The sequence below is a fragment of the Sporacetigenium sp. TC11 genome (genome assembly GCF_058146105.1).
The window spans coordinates 1-17378 of record NZ_JBYVNY010000002.1 but is presented as its reverse complement, the minus strand read 5'-3'; the positions used below and the strand labels follow the sequence as shown (position 1 = coordinate 17378).

At 29.6% G+C, this 17378-nt stretch carries 17 protein-coding genes, 4 tRNA genes and 2 rRNA genes; 4 read left to right on the top strand and 19 right to left on the bottom strand.

Annotation, left to right across the window (positions count from 1 at the left end; all coding sequences use genetic code 11):
* Positions 1-542: 542 nt before the first annotated feature.
* The 5 genes from aspD to ACUSRV_RS02985 all read right to left on the bottom strand — a co-directional run bounded on the left by aspD (position 543) and on the right by ACUSRV_RS02985 (position 5702).
* Complete coding sequence (gene aspD / locus ACUSRV_RS03005; protein WP_490140439.1) at positions 543-2174, bottom strand: aspartate 4-decarboxylase; 1632 nt, start codon at positions 2172-2174, stop codon at positions 543-545.
* Between the two features lie 304 nt (positions 2175-2478).
* Positions 2479-3261 carry an anti-sigma factor domain-containing protein gene (locus ACUSRV_RS03000; protein WP_490140438.1) on the bottom strand — a complete coding sequence of 261 codons (783 nt, stop codon included), beginning with the start codon at positions 3259-3261 and terminating at the stop codon, positions 2479-2481.
* A gap of 3 nt (positions 3262-3264) precedes the next feature.
* Positions 3265-3936, bottom strand: a complete 672-nt coding sequence (locus ACUSRV_RS02995; protein ID WP_490140437.1) for a sigma factor — start codon at positions 3934-3936, stop codon at positions 3265-3267.
* A 152-nt stretch (positions 3937-4088) separates the two neighbouring features.
* Positions 4089-4970, bottom strand: a complete 882-nt coding sequence (locus ACUSRV_RS02990; RefSeq protein ID WP_490140436.1) for a C40 family peptidase — start codon at positions 4968-4970, stop codon at positions 4089-4091.
* Between the two features lie 117 nt (positions 4971-5087).
* On the bottom strand, positions 5088-5702 hold the full coding sequence (locus ACUSRV_RS02985) for a class I SAM-dependent DNA methyltransferase (protein ID WP_490140435.1): 615 nt from the start codon (positions 5700-5702) through the stop codon (positions 5088-5090).
* Between the two features lie 178 nt (positions 5703-5880).
* Here ACUSRV_RS02985 and ACUSRV_RS02980 point away from each other — a divergent pair, with 178 nt between their 5' ends.
* Together ACUSRV_RS02980 and ACUSRV_RS02975 are read left to right on the top strand one after the other, a co-directional pair.
* A complete protein-coding gene (locus tag ACUSRV_RS02980; protein ID WP_490140434.1) occupies positions 5881-6075 on the top strand; it encodes a hypothetical protein in 195 nt (64 codons plus the stop codon).
* A 25-nt stretch (positions 6076-6100) separates the two neighbouring features.
* Complete coding sequence (locus tag ACUSRV_RS02975) at positions 6101-7081, top strand: hypothetical protein (protein ID WP_490140433.1); 981 nt, start codon at positions 6101-6103, stop codon at positions 7079-7081.
* 75 nt (positions 7082-7156) lie between these two features.
* Here the strand turns inward: ACUSRV_RS02975 and ACUSRV_RS02970 are convergent, their stop codons facing one another.
* The 4 genes from ACUSRV_RS02970 to ACUSRV_RS02955 all read right to left on the bottom strand — a co-directional run bounded on the left by ACUSRV_RS02970 (position 7157) and on the right by ACUSRV_RS02955 (position 11942).
* Complete coding sequence (locus tag ACUSRV_RS02970) at positions 7157-8419, bottom strand: MFS transporter (protein WP_490140432.1); 1263 nt, start codon at positions 8417-8419, stop codon at positions 7157-7159.
* Between the two features lie 304 nt (positions 8420-8723).
* Positions 8724-9674: a sugar phosphate isomerase/epimerase family protein gene (locus ACUSRV_RS02965; RefSeq protein ID WP_490140431.1), complete on the bottom strand. Its 951-nt coding sequence runs from the start codon at positions 9672-9674 to the stop codon at positions 8724-8726.
* Between the two features lie 48 nt (positions 9675-9722).
* Positions 9723-10988, bottom strand: coding sequence for an MFS transporter (locus ACUSRV_RS02960; protein ID WP_490140430.1), 1266 nt, complete (start codon positions 10986-10988; stop codon positions 9723-9725).
* A gap of 189 nt (positions 10989-11177) precedes the next feature.
* Positions 11178-11942 (bottom strand): DeoR/GlpR family DNA-binding transcription regulator, encoded by a 765-nt coding sequence (locus ACUSRV_RS02955; protein ID WP_490140429.1) that lies wholly within the window; start codon positions 11940-11942, stop codon positions 11178-11180.
* Between the two features lie 348 nt (positions 11943-12290).
* Between ACUSRV_RS02955 and ACUSRV_RS02950 the strand changes: the two genes are divergently transcribed.
* Complete coding sequence (locus ACUSRV_RS02950) at positions 12291-12983, top strand: hypothetical protein (RefSeq protein ID WP_490140428.1); 693 nt, start codon at positions 12291-12293, stop codon at positions 12981-12983.
* Positions 12984-13017: 34 nt separating this feature from the next.
* Here ACUSRV_RS02950 and ACUSRV_RS02945 read toward each other — a convergent pair whose 3' ends face one another.
* A complete protein-coding gene (locus tag ACUSRV_RS02945; RefSeq protein WP_490140427.1) occupies positions 13018-13551 on the bottom strand; it encodes a fascin domain-containing protein in 534 nt (177 codons plus the stop codon).
* Between the two features lie 259 nt (positions 13552-13810).
* On the opposite strand from ACUSRV_RS02945, the gene ACUSRV_RS02940 reads away from it, so the two are divergent.
* Positions 13811-14503, top strand: a complete 693-nt coding sequence (locus tag ACUSRV_RS02940) for a hypothetical protein (RefSeq protein WP_490140426.1) — start codon at positions 13811-13813, stop codon at positions 14501-14503.
* Between the two features lie 45 nt (positions 14504-14548).
* Here ACUSRV_RS02940 and ACUSRV_RS02935 read toward each other — a convergent pair whose 3' ends face one another.
* The 9 genes from ACUSRV_RS02935 to ACUSRV_RS02895 form a co-directional block, all read right to left on the bottom strand.
* The gene (locus ACUSRV_RS02935; protein ID WP_490140425.1) at positions 14549-15049 is read right to left on the bottom strand and encodes a fascin domain-containing protein; all 501 of its coding nucleotides are present in this window, start codon (positions 15047-15049) and stop codon (positions 14549-14551) included.
* A 105-nt stretch (positions 15050-15154) separates the two neighbouring features.
* Complete coding sequence (locus ACUSRV_RS02930) at positions 15155-15769, bottom strand: histidine phosphatase family protein (protein WP_490140424.1); 615 nt, start codon at positions 15767-15769, stop codon at positions 15155-15157.
* Positions 15770-15812: 43 nt separating this feature from the next.
* Positions 15813-16646, bottom strand: coding sequence for a YihY/virulence factor BrkB family protein (locus ACUSRV_RS02925; RefSeq protein WP_490140423.1), 834 nt, complete (start codon positions 16644-16646; stop codon positions 15813-15815).
* Positions 16647-16796: 150 nt separating this feature from the next.
* Positions 16797-16913: ribosomal RNA gene (rrf, locus tag ACUSRV_RS02920) — 5S ribosomal RNA — on the bottom strand.
* A gap of 10 nt (positions 16914-16923) precedes the next feature.
* A tRNA-Gly gene (locus ACUSRV_RS02915) sits at positions 16924-16997 on the bottom strand.
* A gap of 14 nt (positions 16998-17011) precedes the next feature.
* Positions 17012-17087, bottom strand: a tRNA-Phe gene (locus tag ACUSRV_RS02910).
* 4 nt (positions 17088-17091) lie between these two features.
* Positions 17092-17168 (bottom strand) — tRNA-Arg (locus tag ACUSRV_RS02905).
* Between the two features lie 4 nt (positions 17169-17172).
* Positions 17173-17247: transfer RNA gene (locus tag ACUSRV_RS02900), tRNA-Glu, on the bottom strand.
* A gap of 42 nt (positions 17248-17289) precedes the next feature.
* Positions 17290-17378 (bottom strand): 23S ribosomal RNA (locus ACUSRV_RS02895); the annotation flags it as partial.

Sequence of the window (17378 nt, the reverse complement as noted above, 5' to 3'; positions counted from 1 at the left end):
TTTATTTCACAGTTTGTAAATACAGTGCCGAAAATAAACATTTTATATATTTTTTAAAAAACAATCGACTTTTTCTCAGTATTGCATATTATAAAGTAGAACTGCTCGTCATCTAAGTTTTTACCTAAATTGTTGTTCAGTTTTATCAAAAGACTAGGCATTTGCCTAGTCTTTTGTTGCTTACCTAACTTTATTTATTCCCTGGTACCTTAGATCTGGAATTATCTTACATATTTTAGTACGCAATTTTATACAAATATGAAACAATCACTACAAAACTATATTATTGCTACTATCTATTTTTTCTAAAGTATATCATTTAGCTTAAATTTAATAAATCTTGCATAAATTATTATAGAAAAACACCTTTATTTTATCCTACATTTTCACATACAAAATCACCTTAACAATAAATTTATTGAAGATGTGTTTTTACGTGTGATTTTGGATGTGTTTTTTGTTGCTTTTTTAGATGTTATTTTTCGTTTTGCACCTCAAAAGTAAGCCCGTTACAACGATAGTTACTCTTTATATTTTGAATTTTAGCTTTTAGAAATTTTCCATTCTTCAACATACTGTAGTAATATTTTATACAAAGATTCTCCTATATTAGAATAAGATTCATCATTAAGATTTGCAAGAGATACCCTTATAGACCATTCTGGCCCATGGAATCCGCTGCCGTTTAGTAAAATAATAGATGATTGCTCTGCTAATCTTAAAAGAATGTCTACTGGCTTATATGTTTCTTTTAAGTAGTTTGCAAACTCATCACCGTAATTTCTACTTGCCCATTCAATTAAATCAAACTGAGTATAGTAAGCGGCATCAAAAGGATCTACTTTTAAATCTAATTTTAACCCTTCAAAAAGTAATCTTTGACGACGTCTGCAAATATCTTTTGTAAGTTGCTTATATTTATTTTCTCTATCAAGTAAAGCAAATAATGAAAAGAATACCATTTGTACTTGTTGTGGAGTTGATAGTCCTGCAGTATGATTAAGAGCAACTTGGCGACTATCTGCAACTATTCTATCAATAAAAGAAATATTATCTGGATCTTCAGAAAGTGCTCCATAACGAAGTCTTGCTCTGTGCTTTTTGTCTTCATCTTGTTCTCTTAATAACTTTTCAAATACATTGTTTTCATAAAGAGAAATAGTACCTAAACGCCATCCAGTTACCCCAAAATATTTTGAGAAAGAATATACTCCAATTGTATTGTATGGTAAATCCGCCATTATTGAACGAAAATCATCTACAAAAGTTCCATATACATCATCTGTAATAATCATTAAGTTTGGATTGTGTTTATCAACAATATTTTTTATTTGACTTACAGTTTCTGGCTTCATTGCTGTAGAAGCAGGATTACTTGGGTTAACTATAAATAAGGCTTTTATATCTGGGTCCTTTAGTTTTTCCATTTCACTAGGTGAATATTGCCATGTACGTATACCTTCTTCAGTTACTTCATCTGCCATAACTTTAATAACTTCAAAATTATAACGTGGTAAATGAGGTATTTCTAGATAAGGTGTAAAAATTGGTGCCATTAATGCAATCTTATCTCCCTTTGAAAATATGTTATTTGCAATAAGGGTATCAAAAATATAACACATAGCTGCAGTTCCACCTTCAACAGCAAATGTTTTAAGATTTCCTCCAGTACTGTTACCACAGCCTAGTTCTTGAATAAGATAGTCATTAACTATTATTTCAGCATGTCTTAGCATCCTATCTGGTTGAGGGTAATTATCGCCAATAATTCCATCTACTAACTCATAAATCCATTCATCAGAATTAAATCCTTTTTCATTTACACCATAATTAATAATATCAACAAGAAGCCCAATTCCTGGATCATTTTCATGGCTTTTTGCAAATTTTATAAATCTCTCTGTAATGCCTTGTTTTTCAGGCATTCCAGCTAAGTCACCTTCATTCCATACTCTTTTACTTTCTAAAATAGCAAATTGACCAAATGTAAAAAATGCTTCTCTTGGTGTTGCTGCAATCCAATTAGGGTTACCTCTACCTGCATCTAGTAATGAATTTTCACTGCCGCCCTTTGATTTTCTAGCAAGATTAATTAACTTATCTTTAAGCTCAAAGGGACTGATTTTATTATAAACTCTTTCAATTTCCCCACGATGAAGACTTATATTATCCATGTTTATCCTCCTATTTATGTAAAATATTATATTGAAATTAGCTATAGAATTCTCAGTTTTTAATGCTAGTAAGTGCACTTCTTAAATTATATTTATTCTAACATAATTAATTTCAATAGTACATAACTTAAATAAGTTATTTAAAGCATTTTGCCTTATTAAATAATTTATTATATTCAAATTCAACCCTTTAGTAGTGTGTTTTTATGATAATGCTTAATTAAATTAAGGTTATTTTAAGCCATTAATCTTGTTAGTATAAAGAAGGTATGTCAAAATAGTTAAATAAAAAAGGATACACATTTTACTGTGTATCCTTTTTGTCATTCTTTTTTGCTTCTTTGTTTTCTTTAGTAACGCTACTTTTATTGGTAAATTCATTTTTTACTTTATTCTTCACATTAACTTTAGTATTTTCTTCTTTATTATTTTGAATAGCTTTGTCTTCTACACTATCATTTGACTCTTTTACAGCTGTATTATTTTCTACTGTTTTTTCTTCATTAACTTTAATTTCTTTGCTTTTAACATTTAAATTGTTTTCATCCTCAGTTTTTTTATCTATAATATAATCTATACTTTCTTTATGCATATTTTCTTCAAATTTTTCTATATTTAACTTACTTTCAACCTTAGTATTAGTTTTTATTTCTACGAATAAATTATGATTATTAGTCCCTTTTGATGCCTCAACTATTTGAGTCAAACCATCATTTATATCCTTGTGTTTTAGTTTTAAAGATTTTATTACATTATTAGATTCTTCTTTAGTAGTAGATACCTTTATTATTTTATTAAACTTATTGACTTGAATTTTTGTATCCAAGTTATTAATTTTAACAAATAATGAATTAACTGGATTGTAATAGGCATATGAACTACTTCCTAATGTAACACATAATAACACTGAAGCTGCAGATACAAAATATTTAATACTGCCGGATTTTTTATAAACTTCACCTGTATATATTTCTCCTACCATAGGTTCATTATTGTTTATTTTAACTTTCTCAAATTCACCATTTTGTGTCATTATACAAGCTATCTTATCTTTAATCTCCATAACTATACCAGTTTTAGTTTTCATTACTTACACCTCACTTTCTAATTTTATATTTAAATAGGATTTAATATAATTGTAGTTTTCACTAGATAAAATAATTATTAATGCCAATATATATCGTCTCCATTTTTCTATATATTTTCTGTTCTTCCCAGTTAAAAGGATTATTTCTTTTACAGGTAATCTCTTTTTATCTTTAATACGATCTGTAATAAAACTATTTGTAATACATTTAGAAACCAATTTCAAAATTTCATCCCTAGTATCTCTGTGAGATGGTGATGAATCTACAAGATCTGAAAAAGTAAGTTGGTACTCTAGAAGCTCATCTGATAACATTTCAATTTCTTCTTTTCTTAATTTATTTTCTATCTGTTTTTCATATTCACTCAAAGACACTTTGTTATCTATGTAATCGTGCTCGTTAGCATCGCCGTTTTCAAAAACTAAATAATCATTATTTTTTCCTTTTCTAAAAAAGTCTATAAGAGCATTTCTTATAACTACTTTTGCATATGAAAAGAAACTTCCTTTATCTTTTTTGTAGTTTTCACAAGCTGAATTAAATGCTATAAGAGCAATACTTAATTCATCATCATTTTCCCAATGTAATCTTTTTTTGCATACACTACTTGCTGTATTTTGGACAAATGCCTTATTTTCTATTATAAATTCATCTCTGTCTTTATTAATTATCATAGTAATTTAAGACACCACCTTCCTTCAGATATTATATACGTGCATAATATTTTTTTTTAGAGTATAAGTTTATAGGAAAAAAATAACTATTTAAAATCTAGCAAAAATAATAAAAAAAATAGCTTGGTAGTAAAACTACCAAGCTGCTTTTATTAAGGTCTTCTAGATGTTATATATCTATCTTTATAATATCCACTATTTATTTCTGATATTTTAACTACATCGCCAGTTTGTGGCGCATGTATCATTTTTCCATTTCCTATGTATATACCAACATGACTTACTTTTCCCTTTGCACCAGAAAATATTAGATCTCCAGGTTGAAGTTCTGACTTAGATACGAATTGTCCGTAATTACTTTGAGCTGCTGATGTTCTAGGTATAGTTTTGCCTACAGCGTTTTTATACACATAGTAAGTAAGTCCAGAACAATCAAAACTATTAGGGCCTTCTGCTCCCCATACATACTTCTTACCTAATTGCTTATATGCTAATTCTACAGCAGCATCTCTTCCTATTCCTCTATTTGGAGCTTCAGTTGTACTTGTAGTAGATGTTAAATAAGAACTTGAAACCCAGCCTATAACTCCACTTGATGTTTTTATCTTTGACCAAGTTCCACTTTTTTGTAATACATCTACAACTTGTCCCTTACTTAATGATCCAACTTTAGCATTTGAAGCTGATGGACCTTTTCTTATATTTAATGATGATGCACTTACCTTAGCTTTTCCTTGTGAAGACTGTGTGCTAGTATTTGAAGATTTTCCTTTTGTTATATATTGAGATGATGCCCATCCTGTTTTTCCGTTACTTAATTTTATTTTGTACCATCCATTTGATGAAGAAATTATTTCTACTGTATTTCCTTTATATAAAGTTGCTATTTTACCGTATTTAGTACTAGCTCCAGATCTTACGTTTAATGAGCTAGCTGTTATTGTACCTTTTTCTTGTGCATAAGATTCACTTGTATTTATCCCTAAGCTTAAAGCAGATATGCTTATAGCTGCAACTATTGTGCCTTTCTTCATTATGTATCCTCCTTGGGGGTAGTTATCCGCCGATTGGGTTTGCATGCCCTATATACATAATAATATACTATTTTTCACAAAAAGTGAAGAAAAAGTTTCTTTAATCGAATTTTCTGATTATTTTTTTCCTATCATTAAAAATAAGGAATAATCTATTTCTGAACCTTCAACAACCTTAACATCGTTATAAAAAATATGAGATTTCACATCTTCATATCCAAGTTCTGATAATAATTTCTTCAACTTATCTGTATTAAATCCATTGTGACCATTAAAATCTTTGTCTGATCTATGGAATCCTCCGTCATCTTCAACTAATTCAACTATACATAAGTATCCATTGTCATTAAGCATACCATATAGATTTTTTAAAGTTGTTCTTACATCTTCAATATGGTGTAATACCATTGAAGTATATATTACATCGTATTTATCACCTATTACTGCAGCATTTTCATTTATATCTGTTAAAATAGGTGTCATGTTATTTACTTTTAAATCCTTAATTTTAGAATTTAAAATTTTCATCATACCTTCTGATGTATCTATTAATGTTATATGTTCAAATTTATCTTTTAGATTAAAACTTACAAGGCCAGTTCCACATCCAAATTCCAAAGCACGGTACTTTTCTTTTATATCAATCGACTTAGTTATTTCATCTGCAACCATTTTTGCTCTTTTTGTTCTATTTTCATTATCCCATTTAACAGCTTCAGTATTAAAATCCATTTATATTCCTCCCTAATAATGCTTAATTAAAATAAATTTCTACATAAATCGTGCAAATCCTTTGAATCCTTAATGGAAATAACACTATATTTAAAATATTTTACTAAAATACTTTTCAGTTTGCTTAATTTAATACTATATATAATTAAATTAACCTAAAAGAAAGGAGGTAGATAAAATGGCTGTAGAAGTAAACAATCCTTCGTCATTAAAGATAAAATTATCTTTAGGACTTGATGGAGATGGTAAGTTTAAAAGCCATTTTATAAGGGCTTTTTTGATACACATAACAAAATTAGGAAAAAAGTTTTTTAAAACATACCTCCTAAAATTTAAAATACCCCCCCGTATATATAGGCAGAGAAAAATATAACATAAAAAAAATCAGGAGGATTAAAATGAAAAAACTAACAACATTACTTACAGCATCACTATTAGCATTAACTACTAATTCGGTATATGCAGATGAATTAACTTTTAAAGATGAAGCAGGTGTAACACCTACTAACGTACTTTATAAGTTAGACGTTAAACTTGAAGATTTCAAAATGAAATTTACTACAACAGATGAAGAAATGGCTAAGTTATTAATACAACTAGCTCAGGAAAGACTTGGAGAAAGTGAATGTATGCTAAAAGAAGGAGAAACTGAATTAGCTACTCAAGCTTTAGATGCTTATACTGAAAATATGGACGAAGCTACTCAAATAGTAGAAGACATAGCTAAAACAGATGAAGCTACTAGCACAGAAGATACAACAACTACTGAAGAAACTACACAAACTGTAGAAGATATATCTTCAGAAATAATAGATACACAAGAACAAGCTACTGAAGTTTTAGACAATGTATCTGAAGACGTAGAAGATAGTGCAACTGAAGAAAAGTTAGCTTCAGTTATAGAAATGCAAACTGCTAAAAAAGAAGCAGTTAGAAATATGGTTCAAAAAAGACATGAACTTAACACTGCAAGAAAAGAATTACATAGTGTTCAAGTACAATACAATAAAGCTACAAAAGCTTCAGATGAAGAAGCTATAGCAAGTTTAGAAACATTATTACAAGAGAAACAAGCTGCATACACTGCAAAACAAGAAGAGTTTAAATTAGCTTTCACTGCAAAACAAAAGGCTGTTAAGTTAAACCAAGGGAAAAAAGCTATAACAGAAACTCCTGAAGTTACAGAGGATACAACTGAAGAAGCTGTAACTAATGATCAAGACTCACAAGTAACTACTGAAGATGAGACAAAAGCTAAATCTAAAAAAGTAAAAGAAACTAAAGAAGTTAAAGAAAATACTAATAAATCAGTAAATAAAGTTAAAGTAGAAAAAACTGAAAAGGTTAAAGAAAATAACAAAGAAAATAAAAACCAATAATAATTAACTATTTAAATAATAAGCCTCTTCTAACTGTAAGTTAGAAGAGGCTTATTATTTATGGGATTATACTATTTAGAGTGCTTCTATATTTTTCTTATTAATTGCTCTACAAAGAAAGCTACTTATTATAAATCCTATTACTGCAAAGGCTGTCATAATTATAAATACCTGTTTATAACCTGCCATCCCTGGCATTTTATCTAATATTCTACCATATAAAGAAAAGCAAAACATTGCAGGTGCATAACCAATAAAACTACCTATAGACATCGCTGAACCTGTTATCTCTCTTGGTACTCCTATTTCTTCCATAGGTGCAAAGAATACCGATCTCATAGTAAATATAATTGCACCAAAAGAAAGAGTCATTGCCATTCCAGCATATACATTCATAGAATTATGAGGCATTATTATAATTGCAATCATAACTACAACAGCTACTGCAAAAGACATTCTCAGATATTTTGCTGCAGATCTACACTTTTTATCAGCTATAAATCCACCTATAGGACCGCCAAGCATTTTTAAACCATATTGATTAATAATACCATAAGCTCCAACTAAAGCTACAGGAAGACCATAAACATCTTTCAAAAATGGAATAAAATAAGTCAAACCACAGTATACCGAATATACACAAAAAACAGTAAATGAAACTAACCATATCTCTGGCATTTTTAATGCTTTAACCATACCTTCTAATGCAATCTTATTTTTATTAATATCTTTATTTTTTTCTTTAGCAGGTATTTCATCATGTTCAAGTAAGAAATATGAAACAACCCCTATTGTTATTAGTATTCCAGAATAAAATAATATAGCTCCTCTTAAACCTGCTGCACCACTACCTAAACATACAAATACTCCAAGAGCACTAAATGCTACAATCGTGTCAACTACTCCTCTTCCAGCTTCAAGAAAGCCAAACATTCTTCCTTGTTCATTTTCATCCCCTAACAACCTAACAGACTTTAGTAAAACAGGCCAATATATCATATCAGTAAATATACTAATTAAAGCCCAAGTTAGAAGTATGCCACCATAACCTGGAAGTGTTGATAAATATAATCCAAAACATCCAGCTCCTATTAATCCAATTGGTATTAATATTTTCTTTGAAAATCTATCTGATAAATATATTGAAACTATATATCCCAAAGTAGCTGTTATTCCATTGATAGATAAAGCGTTACCTATTTGAGTATTTGTTAAATGCATATACTCCTGCATAGGAACATAGAATGCATCTACTAAACTCGTAATCTTAAATATTGTCCCCGCCCCTAAAATTAAGACCCCTAGTTTAAACCATTTATCAACATTCGTATTTTTCATTTTTATCCCCCAGTCTTAACTAAAATAACTTGAGTCTTTTCTATCGAAAGTTTACAATCTTTTTTCCATGGATGAGTCAATATAATTATATGAAATTAATAGTCTAAATGCATTTTAGGTGATTTCTATTGATTTCATTGCAATATTAATAATTTTCAATTTATAATTAATATAATTTTAACATGTTTTTTGTAGATTTGTTGTATTTTTTGTAAGTTTTAACAATCAAATACACAAAAAGCTATTGATATATCATCAATAGCTTTTTTATAATTTTTACCTATTTATTAATAACATTAATTATTTATCTGCAGTATTTATCTCTTAGAGCCAATGTATATTTAACGCATTGCTCCACGCCTTTTTCTTGATCTGATATCATTTGCTCTAATAATTCTTCTGGTGGATAGTAGTAATCTGAAGGTTTAATTACGCTTGGATCATATGGTGGATTTTCAACCTTAAATGCACCTTCTCCTACTTCAAATACTCCACCTGCTCCAGGCTCTCTTTTGAAAGATACTGCATAAGGGAAACACATTTCTATGTTAATTCTTTCAAGTCTAGATTCTTCTACTAATGTCTTAAAGCATTGATCCAAATCTATATTTCCTTGCCCAATTGGAACTCCACAAACCTTATATTCATCTCCATCTTTAATGATTATATGATCTTTGAAGTGAGTAGTGAATGCATATGGAGCTAAGTTTTTAACAGCTTCAACAGGTTCTTCCCAAGCCATCATTCCATTTCCAATGTCACAATGTGCTCCAACCCAATAACTATTAACTTCGCTAATTACTTTAATTACTTCATTAGTTGTTTCTTCTTCATGATTTTCAACAGCTAACTTTATTCTATATTTTTTAAGTAGTGGTACTATTTGTCTTAAATCTGCTGGTGCCTTTTCTAATTTTTCAGGCTCATACTTTCCAGAACAAATATAAGTACGAATAACATCTGCTCCGATTTGATGTGCAACTTCTATAACATTTTTCAGATGATCTGGATCCGTTCCATTAGTATCAATTTCAGCATATAAATTATATTTTTGTATTTCTTCTTTTACTCTTTTTAAGTATTCAGGCTCAAATGATTCTAAAACACATATTTCTTCACGACCTGGCCATGGAATAATATTTAGCATTACACCGTCTAATCCTAATTCAGCCGTTTTTCTTATAAAGTCAAATACATCCATTCTTCCAGTAATAAACTGTAAATGATAACTTTCAGTTTCTAATCCTATTTTCATTGAACTCACCCTTTGTTAGTTTTTATTTTATGTCAATTTTTTATTATATTATGCTAATTCTTGTTCTCTTTCATTTTTATTTTTAATAGCACGAACTAATATACTACTAATAACAAATCCTATTAATGCGAACCCAATCATACACATAAACACGTACTTATATCCTGCAATTCCTGGGTTACCATCTAATAATCTACCATATAAAGAATAACAGAACATAGCAGGTGCATAACCTATGAAACTACCTATTGACATTGCAGCTCCACTTATTTCTCTTGGTACTCCTATTTCTTCCATAGGTGCAAAGAATATCGCTCTCATTGTGAATATAATTGCACCAAATCCAAGTGTCATAGTCATTCCTAAATATACGTTCATACCTTTATGAGGCATTAATGTTATTATAGTCATAGCTGCAGCTGCTATTAAAAATGCTACTCTTAAATACTTTGATGGAGATTTAAACTTCTTATCTGCTAAGAATCCACCTACAGGACCTCCAACCATTTTTAAACCATATTGGTTGATAATACCATAAGCTCCAACTAACATTACAGGTAAACCATAAATTTCTTGTAAGAATGGGATAAAGTAAGTTAAACCACAATATACTGAGTATACAGAGAAAATAGTAAATGCAACTAACCATATTTCTTTCATTTTTAATGCTTTCATCGTATTTTCTAATGCAATATTATTTTTATTCTTTTCCTTAACAACTATCTCATCATGCTCAAGTAAGAAATAAGAAATAATTCCTATTACAATTACTGTTCCAGAGTAGAATAATATAGCTCCTCTTAAACCACCTGCACCTTTTCCTAGCCATGCAAATACTGCAAGAGCACTAAATGCTACAATTGTATCAACTACTCCTCTTCCTGCTTCAAGGAAACCGAACATTCTTCCTTGTTCATTTTCACTTCCTAAAGATCTAACGCATTTTAATAATACTGGCCAATATGTCATATCATTGAATATACTAAGTAAAGCAAAAGCTAAAAGTATTCCGTTATAACCCGGGAATGTTGATAAATATAATCCAACACATCCAGTTGCTACTAACGAAAACGGTAATAATATTTTCTTTGAAAATCTATCTGCTATATATATTGAAGCTAAAAAACCAAAAGAAGATATTGTTCCATTAATAGATAAAGCATTACCTAGTTGCGTATTTGATAAATGCATAAACTGCTGCATAGGAACATAAAATGCATCTTTTAAACTTACAAGTTTATATATTGTTCCTCCCCCTAAAATTAGTACAATGAGCGTGAACCACTTTTTGAAATTGCTGTTTTGATTTTCCAACACAAAAACCTCCCACCAAAATGTTAATTGTAATCATGATAACGTTTGCGTTTCATGATATGATTATATATTAGTTTTTGTGTAGTTGCAAATATTTTTTGTGTAGTTTTTGTGTAGTTGTTTGTAATTAATGATTGTTTAATTGTATTGATGTTGTTTTACACAAAAAAATAAGTAGGTATCGCCTACTTATTCATTTGCAATTTCTATTCCATTTTTTAAGTACTTGTCTAAAATTTTAGAATCTAGCTTTGAATCTGTTATAATTAAATTTACATCTTCTATATCTGCTATTTTCACAAGAGACACATTATCTATTTTATTACTGTGGGATAAAATAATAGCCTCCTGAGAAATCTCTATTAATTTTTTTTGCAATTTAACCTCGTTCATAAAACAATCTGTAATACCTCTTGTTAATGATACTCCACTAACACTAATGAAAGCTTTGTCTACAGCAAAATTTGAAAGTAAATTTTCTGCAAAATCACCGTAAAAAGAATATTCCTTATTATCCAATATTCCCCCTGTTGAAATAATAGTAAATCCCTCTACATCACATAATTCATTTGCAATAATAAGTGAATTTGTTATAATAGTAAGCTTTTTAAAATAATTTTTTAATTCTTTTGCTATTTCTAAATTAGTAGTTCCTCCATTAAAAGCAATAGACTGTCCATCTTGTATATATCTAACTGCAATCTTTGCAATTTCTTTTTTCTCATCCTTAAATTCATTTTCTCTTTTTAGAAAATTTAATGGATCATTGGTATTTTTTTTCAAAATTGCTCCACCATAAACTCGTTTTAATATTCCTTCTTTTTCCATATTTTCTAAATCTCTTCTTATTGTTTCAATTGAAACATCAAATAATTTAGTTAACTTTGATACTTTAACACTTCCTTCTTTTCCGATCATTTCTAAAATTATATCTTGTCTTTCTTTCGCTAACAAAGAATACCTCCTCCTTCTGTAACTATCCAATCTAAGGCCGTATGTTACAGATCTCTATAATAAAGTTTTTCTAATTTAATTTCTCAGTTTTATGTTCTCTTTAAGATTTATACTATAATTATATATTATTTCTATATTAAATAATATTATATAAATAAAAATAGTAAGAATTAAACACTTTCTATATATATCTCTATTGATCATTGTTGTCTATTTTTATTTCTGCTTCTAGTGTCCATCCATGACCTTCTGGAACTATTCTTATATTTAAATTTCGCATAAGTAACCATTTTCAATGTTTTTTTATATATTTAAATATAAAGTATTATTTAATTAAGAGGTGCTTAAATGAGTAACTATATAACAAATCCATATTTGTATTGGCATTATAAAATGATGCACAATTATGCTATATACCAAAATAATAAAAATAAAAAAACAAGAGAACAAATAAATGTTTCAGGTGAATGGGATACAAACTGGGGAAAAATGACATTAGAACAAGCTGATAATAAAGTAACTGGTACCTATGAGTGGGATAATGGTAAGTTAGAAGGTATTTTTGAAGAATATACATTAAAAGGATTTTGGTCAGAGGCTCAATCCTATGATTGTCCTCACGAAAAAGGATTATTCGAACTTACATTTTCCTCAGATGGAAAAAGTTTTATGGGTCCTTGGAGTTACTGCGATGGCAAAACAGCAGGTGATTGGACAGGAACTCTAAAAACTACGATTTCTCAATTAAACGTATCTGGGGTATGGACAGTAGGTACTGGAAAAATAATACTAGAACAAGTGAACGGTGATATTAAAGGTAAGTACGAAGGTTTAGACTTAGGAGGAGACGGTGAAGGATATATTTTGGGCACTTTACAAGGAAATACATTAATTGGGGAATGGTATGGAGATCCTGGTTTTAACTATATTGGCGGTTCAGGTAGTTTAAGAATACTATTTTCACCTCATGGAGGAAGCTTCATAATCTACTTCTATGATTACAATGGTTTGGCAAATACTTTTAAAGCATTACGAATGTAATATTAAATATTATAAACCTCCTTTCGAAGGAGGTTTATGATATTTCCTCTTGTACTTCAACTATTGTAAAAATTCCCTCTGGTTTTATGGAAAGACTATTGCCTTTAACCATAGTATTATCTACCCATACATAATATCCTTGGCTAGTTTTAAGAGCTAATTTATCTGGATATATAGGTATTATTTCAAACGCACCATTAGGAGTTACAAATGCATAATCTGCATGTAAGTGATATTCCCCTTCCTCTGCCGTGGAAATATAATAGTATTTAGAAGTTCCTATAACTACCTTCTCTCTATCTAATCCCTGTGGTACAAATTTTAAATTTGCTTCTGGAGTTATATTATCTTGATTTGCCATTACAAGATCTCCCCCTCCATTTATTGCTACTACGTATTTATTGTCATATGACTTTAATATGATCTTTGTAAGTTTTCCAGATTTTAAATCTGATATGAATCTGTGTATAGGCACATCTTGTTGTGTTTCTTGACGATTTTCTAATTTATAAAATTTATTAATGTCTTTACTATAATAATATAGATTTGACATGTAATTAAAATACAAAAATTTCCCTCCCTTCTAATATCTTATACTTATACTATGATATCTATATGTGCATAGTGAAATTATATTTTTGAAATCAAAGGATCAGTTTTTCATAGATTTAGTCTTAATCAATTTATTATCACACTACTTAAATGTATCCAAGATAAAAGAACGTTTATAAGTTTTTTCACTTATGCATCAGTAACCCTTTGTACTGTTTTTTTATATATTTAAATTATAAGGTGTTATTAAATTAATTATATTAAGAGGTGCTTAAATGAATAACTTTACAGTAAATCCATATTTATATTGGCATAATAAAATGATGCAAAATTATGCTTTATACCAAAGTAATAAGAATAACAAACCTAGACAAATAAATATTTCAGGTGAATGGGATACAAACTGGGGAAAAATGATATTAGAGCAAATTGATAACAAAGTAACTGGTACCTATGAATGGGATAATGGTAAGATAGAAGGTACTTTAGAAGGATATATATTAAAGGGATTTTGGTCACAAGATATAACACATGATTGCCCTAACGACAAAGGACCAATAGAATTTACATTTTCATCAGATGTAAAAAGTTTTACAGGCGTTTATGCTTACTGTGATGGTAAAGTAGCAGGTGGTTGGACAGGAACTTTAATAAATACAACACCTGCGTTGAATGTAGCGGGCACATGGACAGTAGGTAGTGGAAAAATAGTATTAGAACAACAGAACGAACTTATTAAAGGTAGATATGAGGGTTTAGGCTTAGAAGGAGAATTTCAAGGAGATATTTTTGGAAATTTACAAGGAAATATATTAACTGGAGCATGGTATGAAAATCCTACTTTTTATTCTACTGGTGGTTCAGGCCCTATAAAAATAATATTTTCAACAGATGGAAAAGAATTAAGTGTCTCCTACTATGATCACAAAAATTTATCAAATAATTTAAAAGGGGTACGAATGAATTAAAAAAACAGATATCTGCTAAGGTATCTGTTTTTATTATGTTTCCTTTTATATCTCAACTATTGTAAAAATTCCCTCTGGTTTTATAGAAGGACTAAATCCTTTTAACATAGTATTCTCTACCAATACATAATGTCCTTGGTTAGTTTTAAGAGCTAATTTATCTGGATATATAGGTATTATTTCAAACTGACCATTTGGAGTTACAAATGCCGTTTTGGCACTTAAAAAATGGTCTCCTACTTCTGTTGTGGAAATAAAATAGTTTTTAGAAGTTCCTATAACTACCTTCTCTCTATCTAATCCCTGTGGTACAAATGTAAGATTTGTTTCTGGAGTCATATTATCTTGATTTGCCATTACAAGATCTCCACCTCCAGATATTGCTGCTACATATTTATCATTATATGCCTTTAATATCATTTTTGTAAGTTTTCCAGATTGTAAATCTGATATAAACCTGTGTATAGGCACATCTTGTTGTATCTCTTGACGTTTTTCTAATTTATAAAATTTATTAATATCTATACAGTAATTATAGTACAACATATTCTCTCCTTTCAAATATCTTATACTTATACTATGATACTTATATATATATAGTGAAACTACTTTTTAACATTAGATTTTTTATCTGACCCAAAATCATAATATTTATACAAATCTATTTAAGTGAGAATCATCAACTTCTAAAGTAAGCTTAATTTTCCCGTCTACAACTTCTAATACAGTTAAACTCGTATCAGATATATAAGGTGGATTCCAAAACTTTTCTAGAGGATTGTCCTTTGCTATTAGTATAATTGCTTTTATTATTGCAGTGTGAGTAACTATCAATATATTCTTACCTTCATTATTGTTTATAATATTATATAAGCCACTTTTTACCCTACTTATTACTGAATCATAACTCTCTCCTCCAATAGGATCAAAAAAATCTGGTTTATTTATAAAATTATCATATTCTACAGGGTATTTTTCATTTATTTCATCAAAAGTCATACCTTCCCATTCTCCATAATTCATTTCCTTAAAATCTTCATTTAAAACTAATTCTGTATCTTTATATTCTCTTATGTAGTTAGCTGTATCCACTGCCCTTTTTAAAGGACTACAATATATTATATCAAAATCTATATGTTCTAGGCGTTCTCCTAGTTTTTTTGCATTTTCAATTCCCTTTTCAGTAAGAGCCGAATCATGACATCCTTGCATTTTCTTATCTAAATTCCAAACTGTTTGCCCGTGCCTCGTTACAAATATGTTCATATAAAATCCCCTTCCATATAAAATATTTTCATTTTATATAATATTAATTTTTCATAAATTTAGCCTTAATAATTTTATTATTTCTAAAATAAAGAACTGCATTTACTTCTGCGCCAATTAATATAATTACACTACTTAAGTATATCCATGATAAAAGAGCTATTATTCCTCCAATACTTCCATATAAGAGACTATAATTTCCATAGTTATTTGCATAATAGGAAAATATAAGAGATACAATAATCCATCCAATTGTAGCTACTATTGCACCTGGAATGGCATTGCCCATACTTATTTTATGATTTGGAGTATATAGATATAAAGATAAAAAAACGAATACCATAGCCAAAAGCCATATAATATATCTCATAGAGTTCCATATAAATAAAAACATTCTTTCCAATCCAAAAAATTGAAAAATAAATACTCCAAGTTTTTCACCATATATAATTAATCCTAATGAAAATACAATTAAAAATATTATTTCAGCTGTAAATACTAACGATATAGTACTAACCTTAAAATAAGACCTACTTTCCCTTAAATCATAAGCCTTATTAATTCCTCTAATTAAAGCCCTAACACCGTTTGTTGAAGACCAAATCATCATAAAAAAACTCAATATTAAAAAATTTATACTTCTTTCAGATACAGCCTTATTCACAATATATAATACTATATTATAAGCACTTGAAGGCATGAATTTAGAAAAAACATATATATTTAAGTGGATAACAGGTATATAACTTATTAGAGTTATTAAGAAAATCAAGAAAGGAAAAAATGATAGTAATAAATAAAATGATATTTCTGCTCCCCTTGAAGAAACCATGTGATAACTAAATCTATTGTATATAATTTTTATATATCTTCCCATAATAATACCTCAATTTTTAATTATCTATTTAATATTATCATTCCAGGAATTCATACTACTTTTCACTCCTATTATTAAATTTCTCCAAGACACACCTATATCCTTTTAAAGTTAAGCATAAAAAAAGAAGCGTATATACGCTTCTCTTTTACGCGGCTACGTCCTACTCTCCCAGGCAGCTTCCCACCAAGTACCATCGGCGCTAAGGAGCTTAACTTCTGTGTTCGGAATGGGAACAGGTGTATCCTCCTTGCTATTGTAACCACATAATCTTAATTGGAGCGGGTGAAGGGAATCGAACCCTCGCAGCTGGCTTGGAAGGCCAGAACTCTACCGTTGAGCTACACCCGCATATAGTTTTAAAATGGTGCCCAGAGGCGGAATCGAACCACCGACACGGGGATTTTCAGTCCCCTGCTCTACCGACTGAGCTATCTGGGCAATGTGGTGAGCGCACAGGGATTCGAACCCCGGACACACGCCTTAGAAGGGCGTTGCTCTATCCAGCTGAGCTATGCACCCACATTGGTGACCCATAGGGGAATCGAACCCCTGTTACCGCCGTGAAAGGGCGGTGTCTTGACCGCTTGACCAATGGGCCTTACTGAAATTGCTAGCAATTTCAAAACTAAACAGCATATTAATGGTCAAGTCCTCGACCTATTAGTATTCATAAGCTAAATCCATTACTGAACTTACACCTTGAACCTATCAACCAGATAGTCTTTCTGG

Coding starts and splice junctions, on each gene's coding strand:
- aspD (WP_490140439.1), bottom strand. CDS start 2,174: ATGGATAATATAAGTCTTCATCGTGGGGAAATTGAAAGAGTTTATAAT.
- ACUSRV_RS03000 (WP_490140438.1), bottom strand. CDS start 3,261: ATGAAAACTAAAACTGGTATAGTTATGGAGATTAAAGATAAGATAGCT.
- ACUSRV_RS02995 (WP_490140437.1), bottom strand. CDS start 3,936: ATGATAATTAATAAAGACAGAGATGAATTTATAATAGAAAATAAGGCA.
- ACUSRV_RS02990 (WP_490140436.1), bottom strand. CDS start 4,970: ATGAAGAAAGGCACAATAGTTGCAGCTATAAGCATATCTGCTTTAAGC.
- ACUSRV_RS02985 (WP_490140435.1), bottom strand. CDS start 5,702: ATGGATTTTAATACTGAAGCTGTTAAATGGGATAATGAAAATAGAACA.
- ACUSRV_RS02980 (WP_490140434.1), top strand. CDS start 5,881: ATGGCTGTAGAAGTAAACAATCCTTCGTCATTAAAGATAAAATTATCT.
- ACUSRV_RS02975 (WP_490140433.1), top strand. CDS start 6,101: ATGAAAAAACTAACAACATTACTTACAGCATCACTATTAGCATTAACT.
- ACUSRV_RS02970 (WP_490140432.1), bottom strand. CDS start 8,419: ATGAAAAATACGAATGTTGATAAATGGTTTAAACTAGGGGTCTTAATT.
- ACUSRV_RS02965 (WP_490140431.1), bottom strand. CDS start 9,674: ATGAAAATAGGATTAGAAACTGAAAGTTATCATTTACAGTTTATTACT.
- ACUSRV_RS02950 (WP_490140428.1), top strand. CDS start 12,291: ATGAGTAACTATATAACAAATCCATATTTGTATTGGCATTATAAAATG.
- ACUSRV_RS02940 (WP_490140426.1), top strand. CDS start 13,811: ATGAATAACTTTACAGTAAATCCATATTTATATTGGCATAATAAAATG.
- ACUSRV_RS02935 (WP_490140425.1), bottom strand. CDS start 15,049: ATGTTGTACTATAATTACTGTATAGATATTAATAAATTTTATAAATTA.
- ACUSRV_RS02930 (WP_490140424.1), bottom strand. CDS start 15,769: ATGAACATATTTGTAACGAGGCACGGGCAAACAGTTTGGAATTTAGAT.
- ACUSRV_RS02925 (WP_490140423.1), bottom strand. CDS start 16,646: ATGGGAAGATATATAAAAATTATATACAATAGATTTAGTTATCACATG.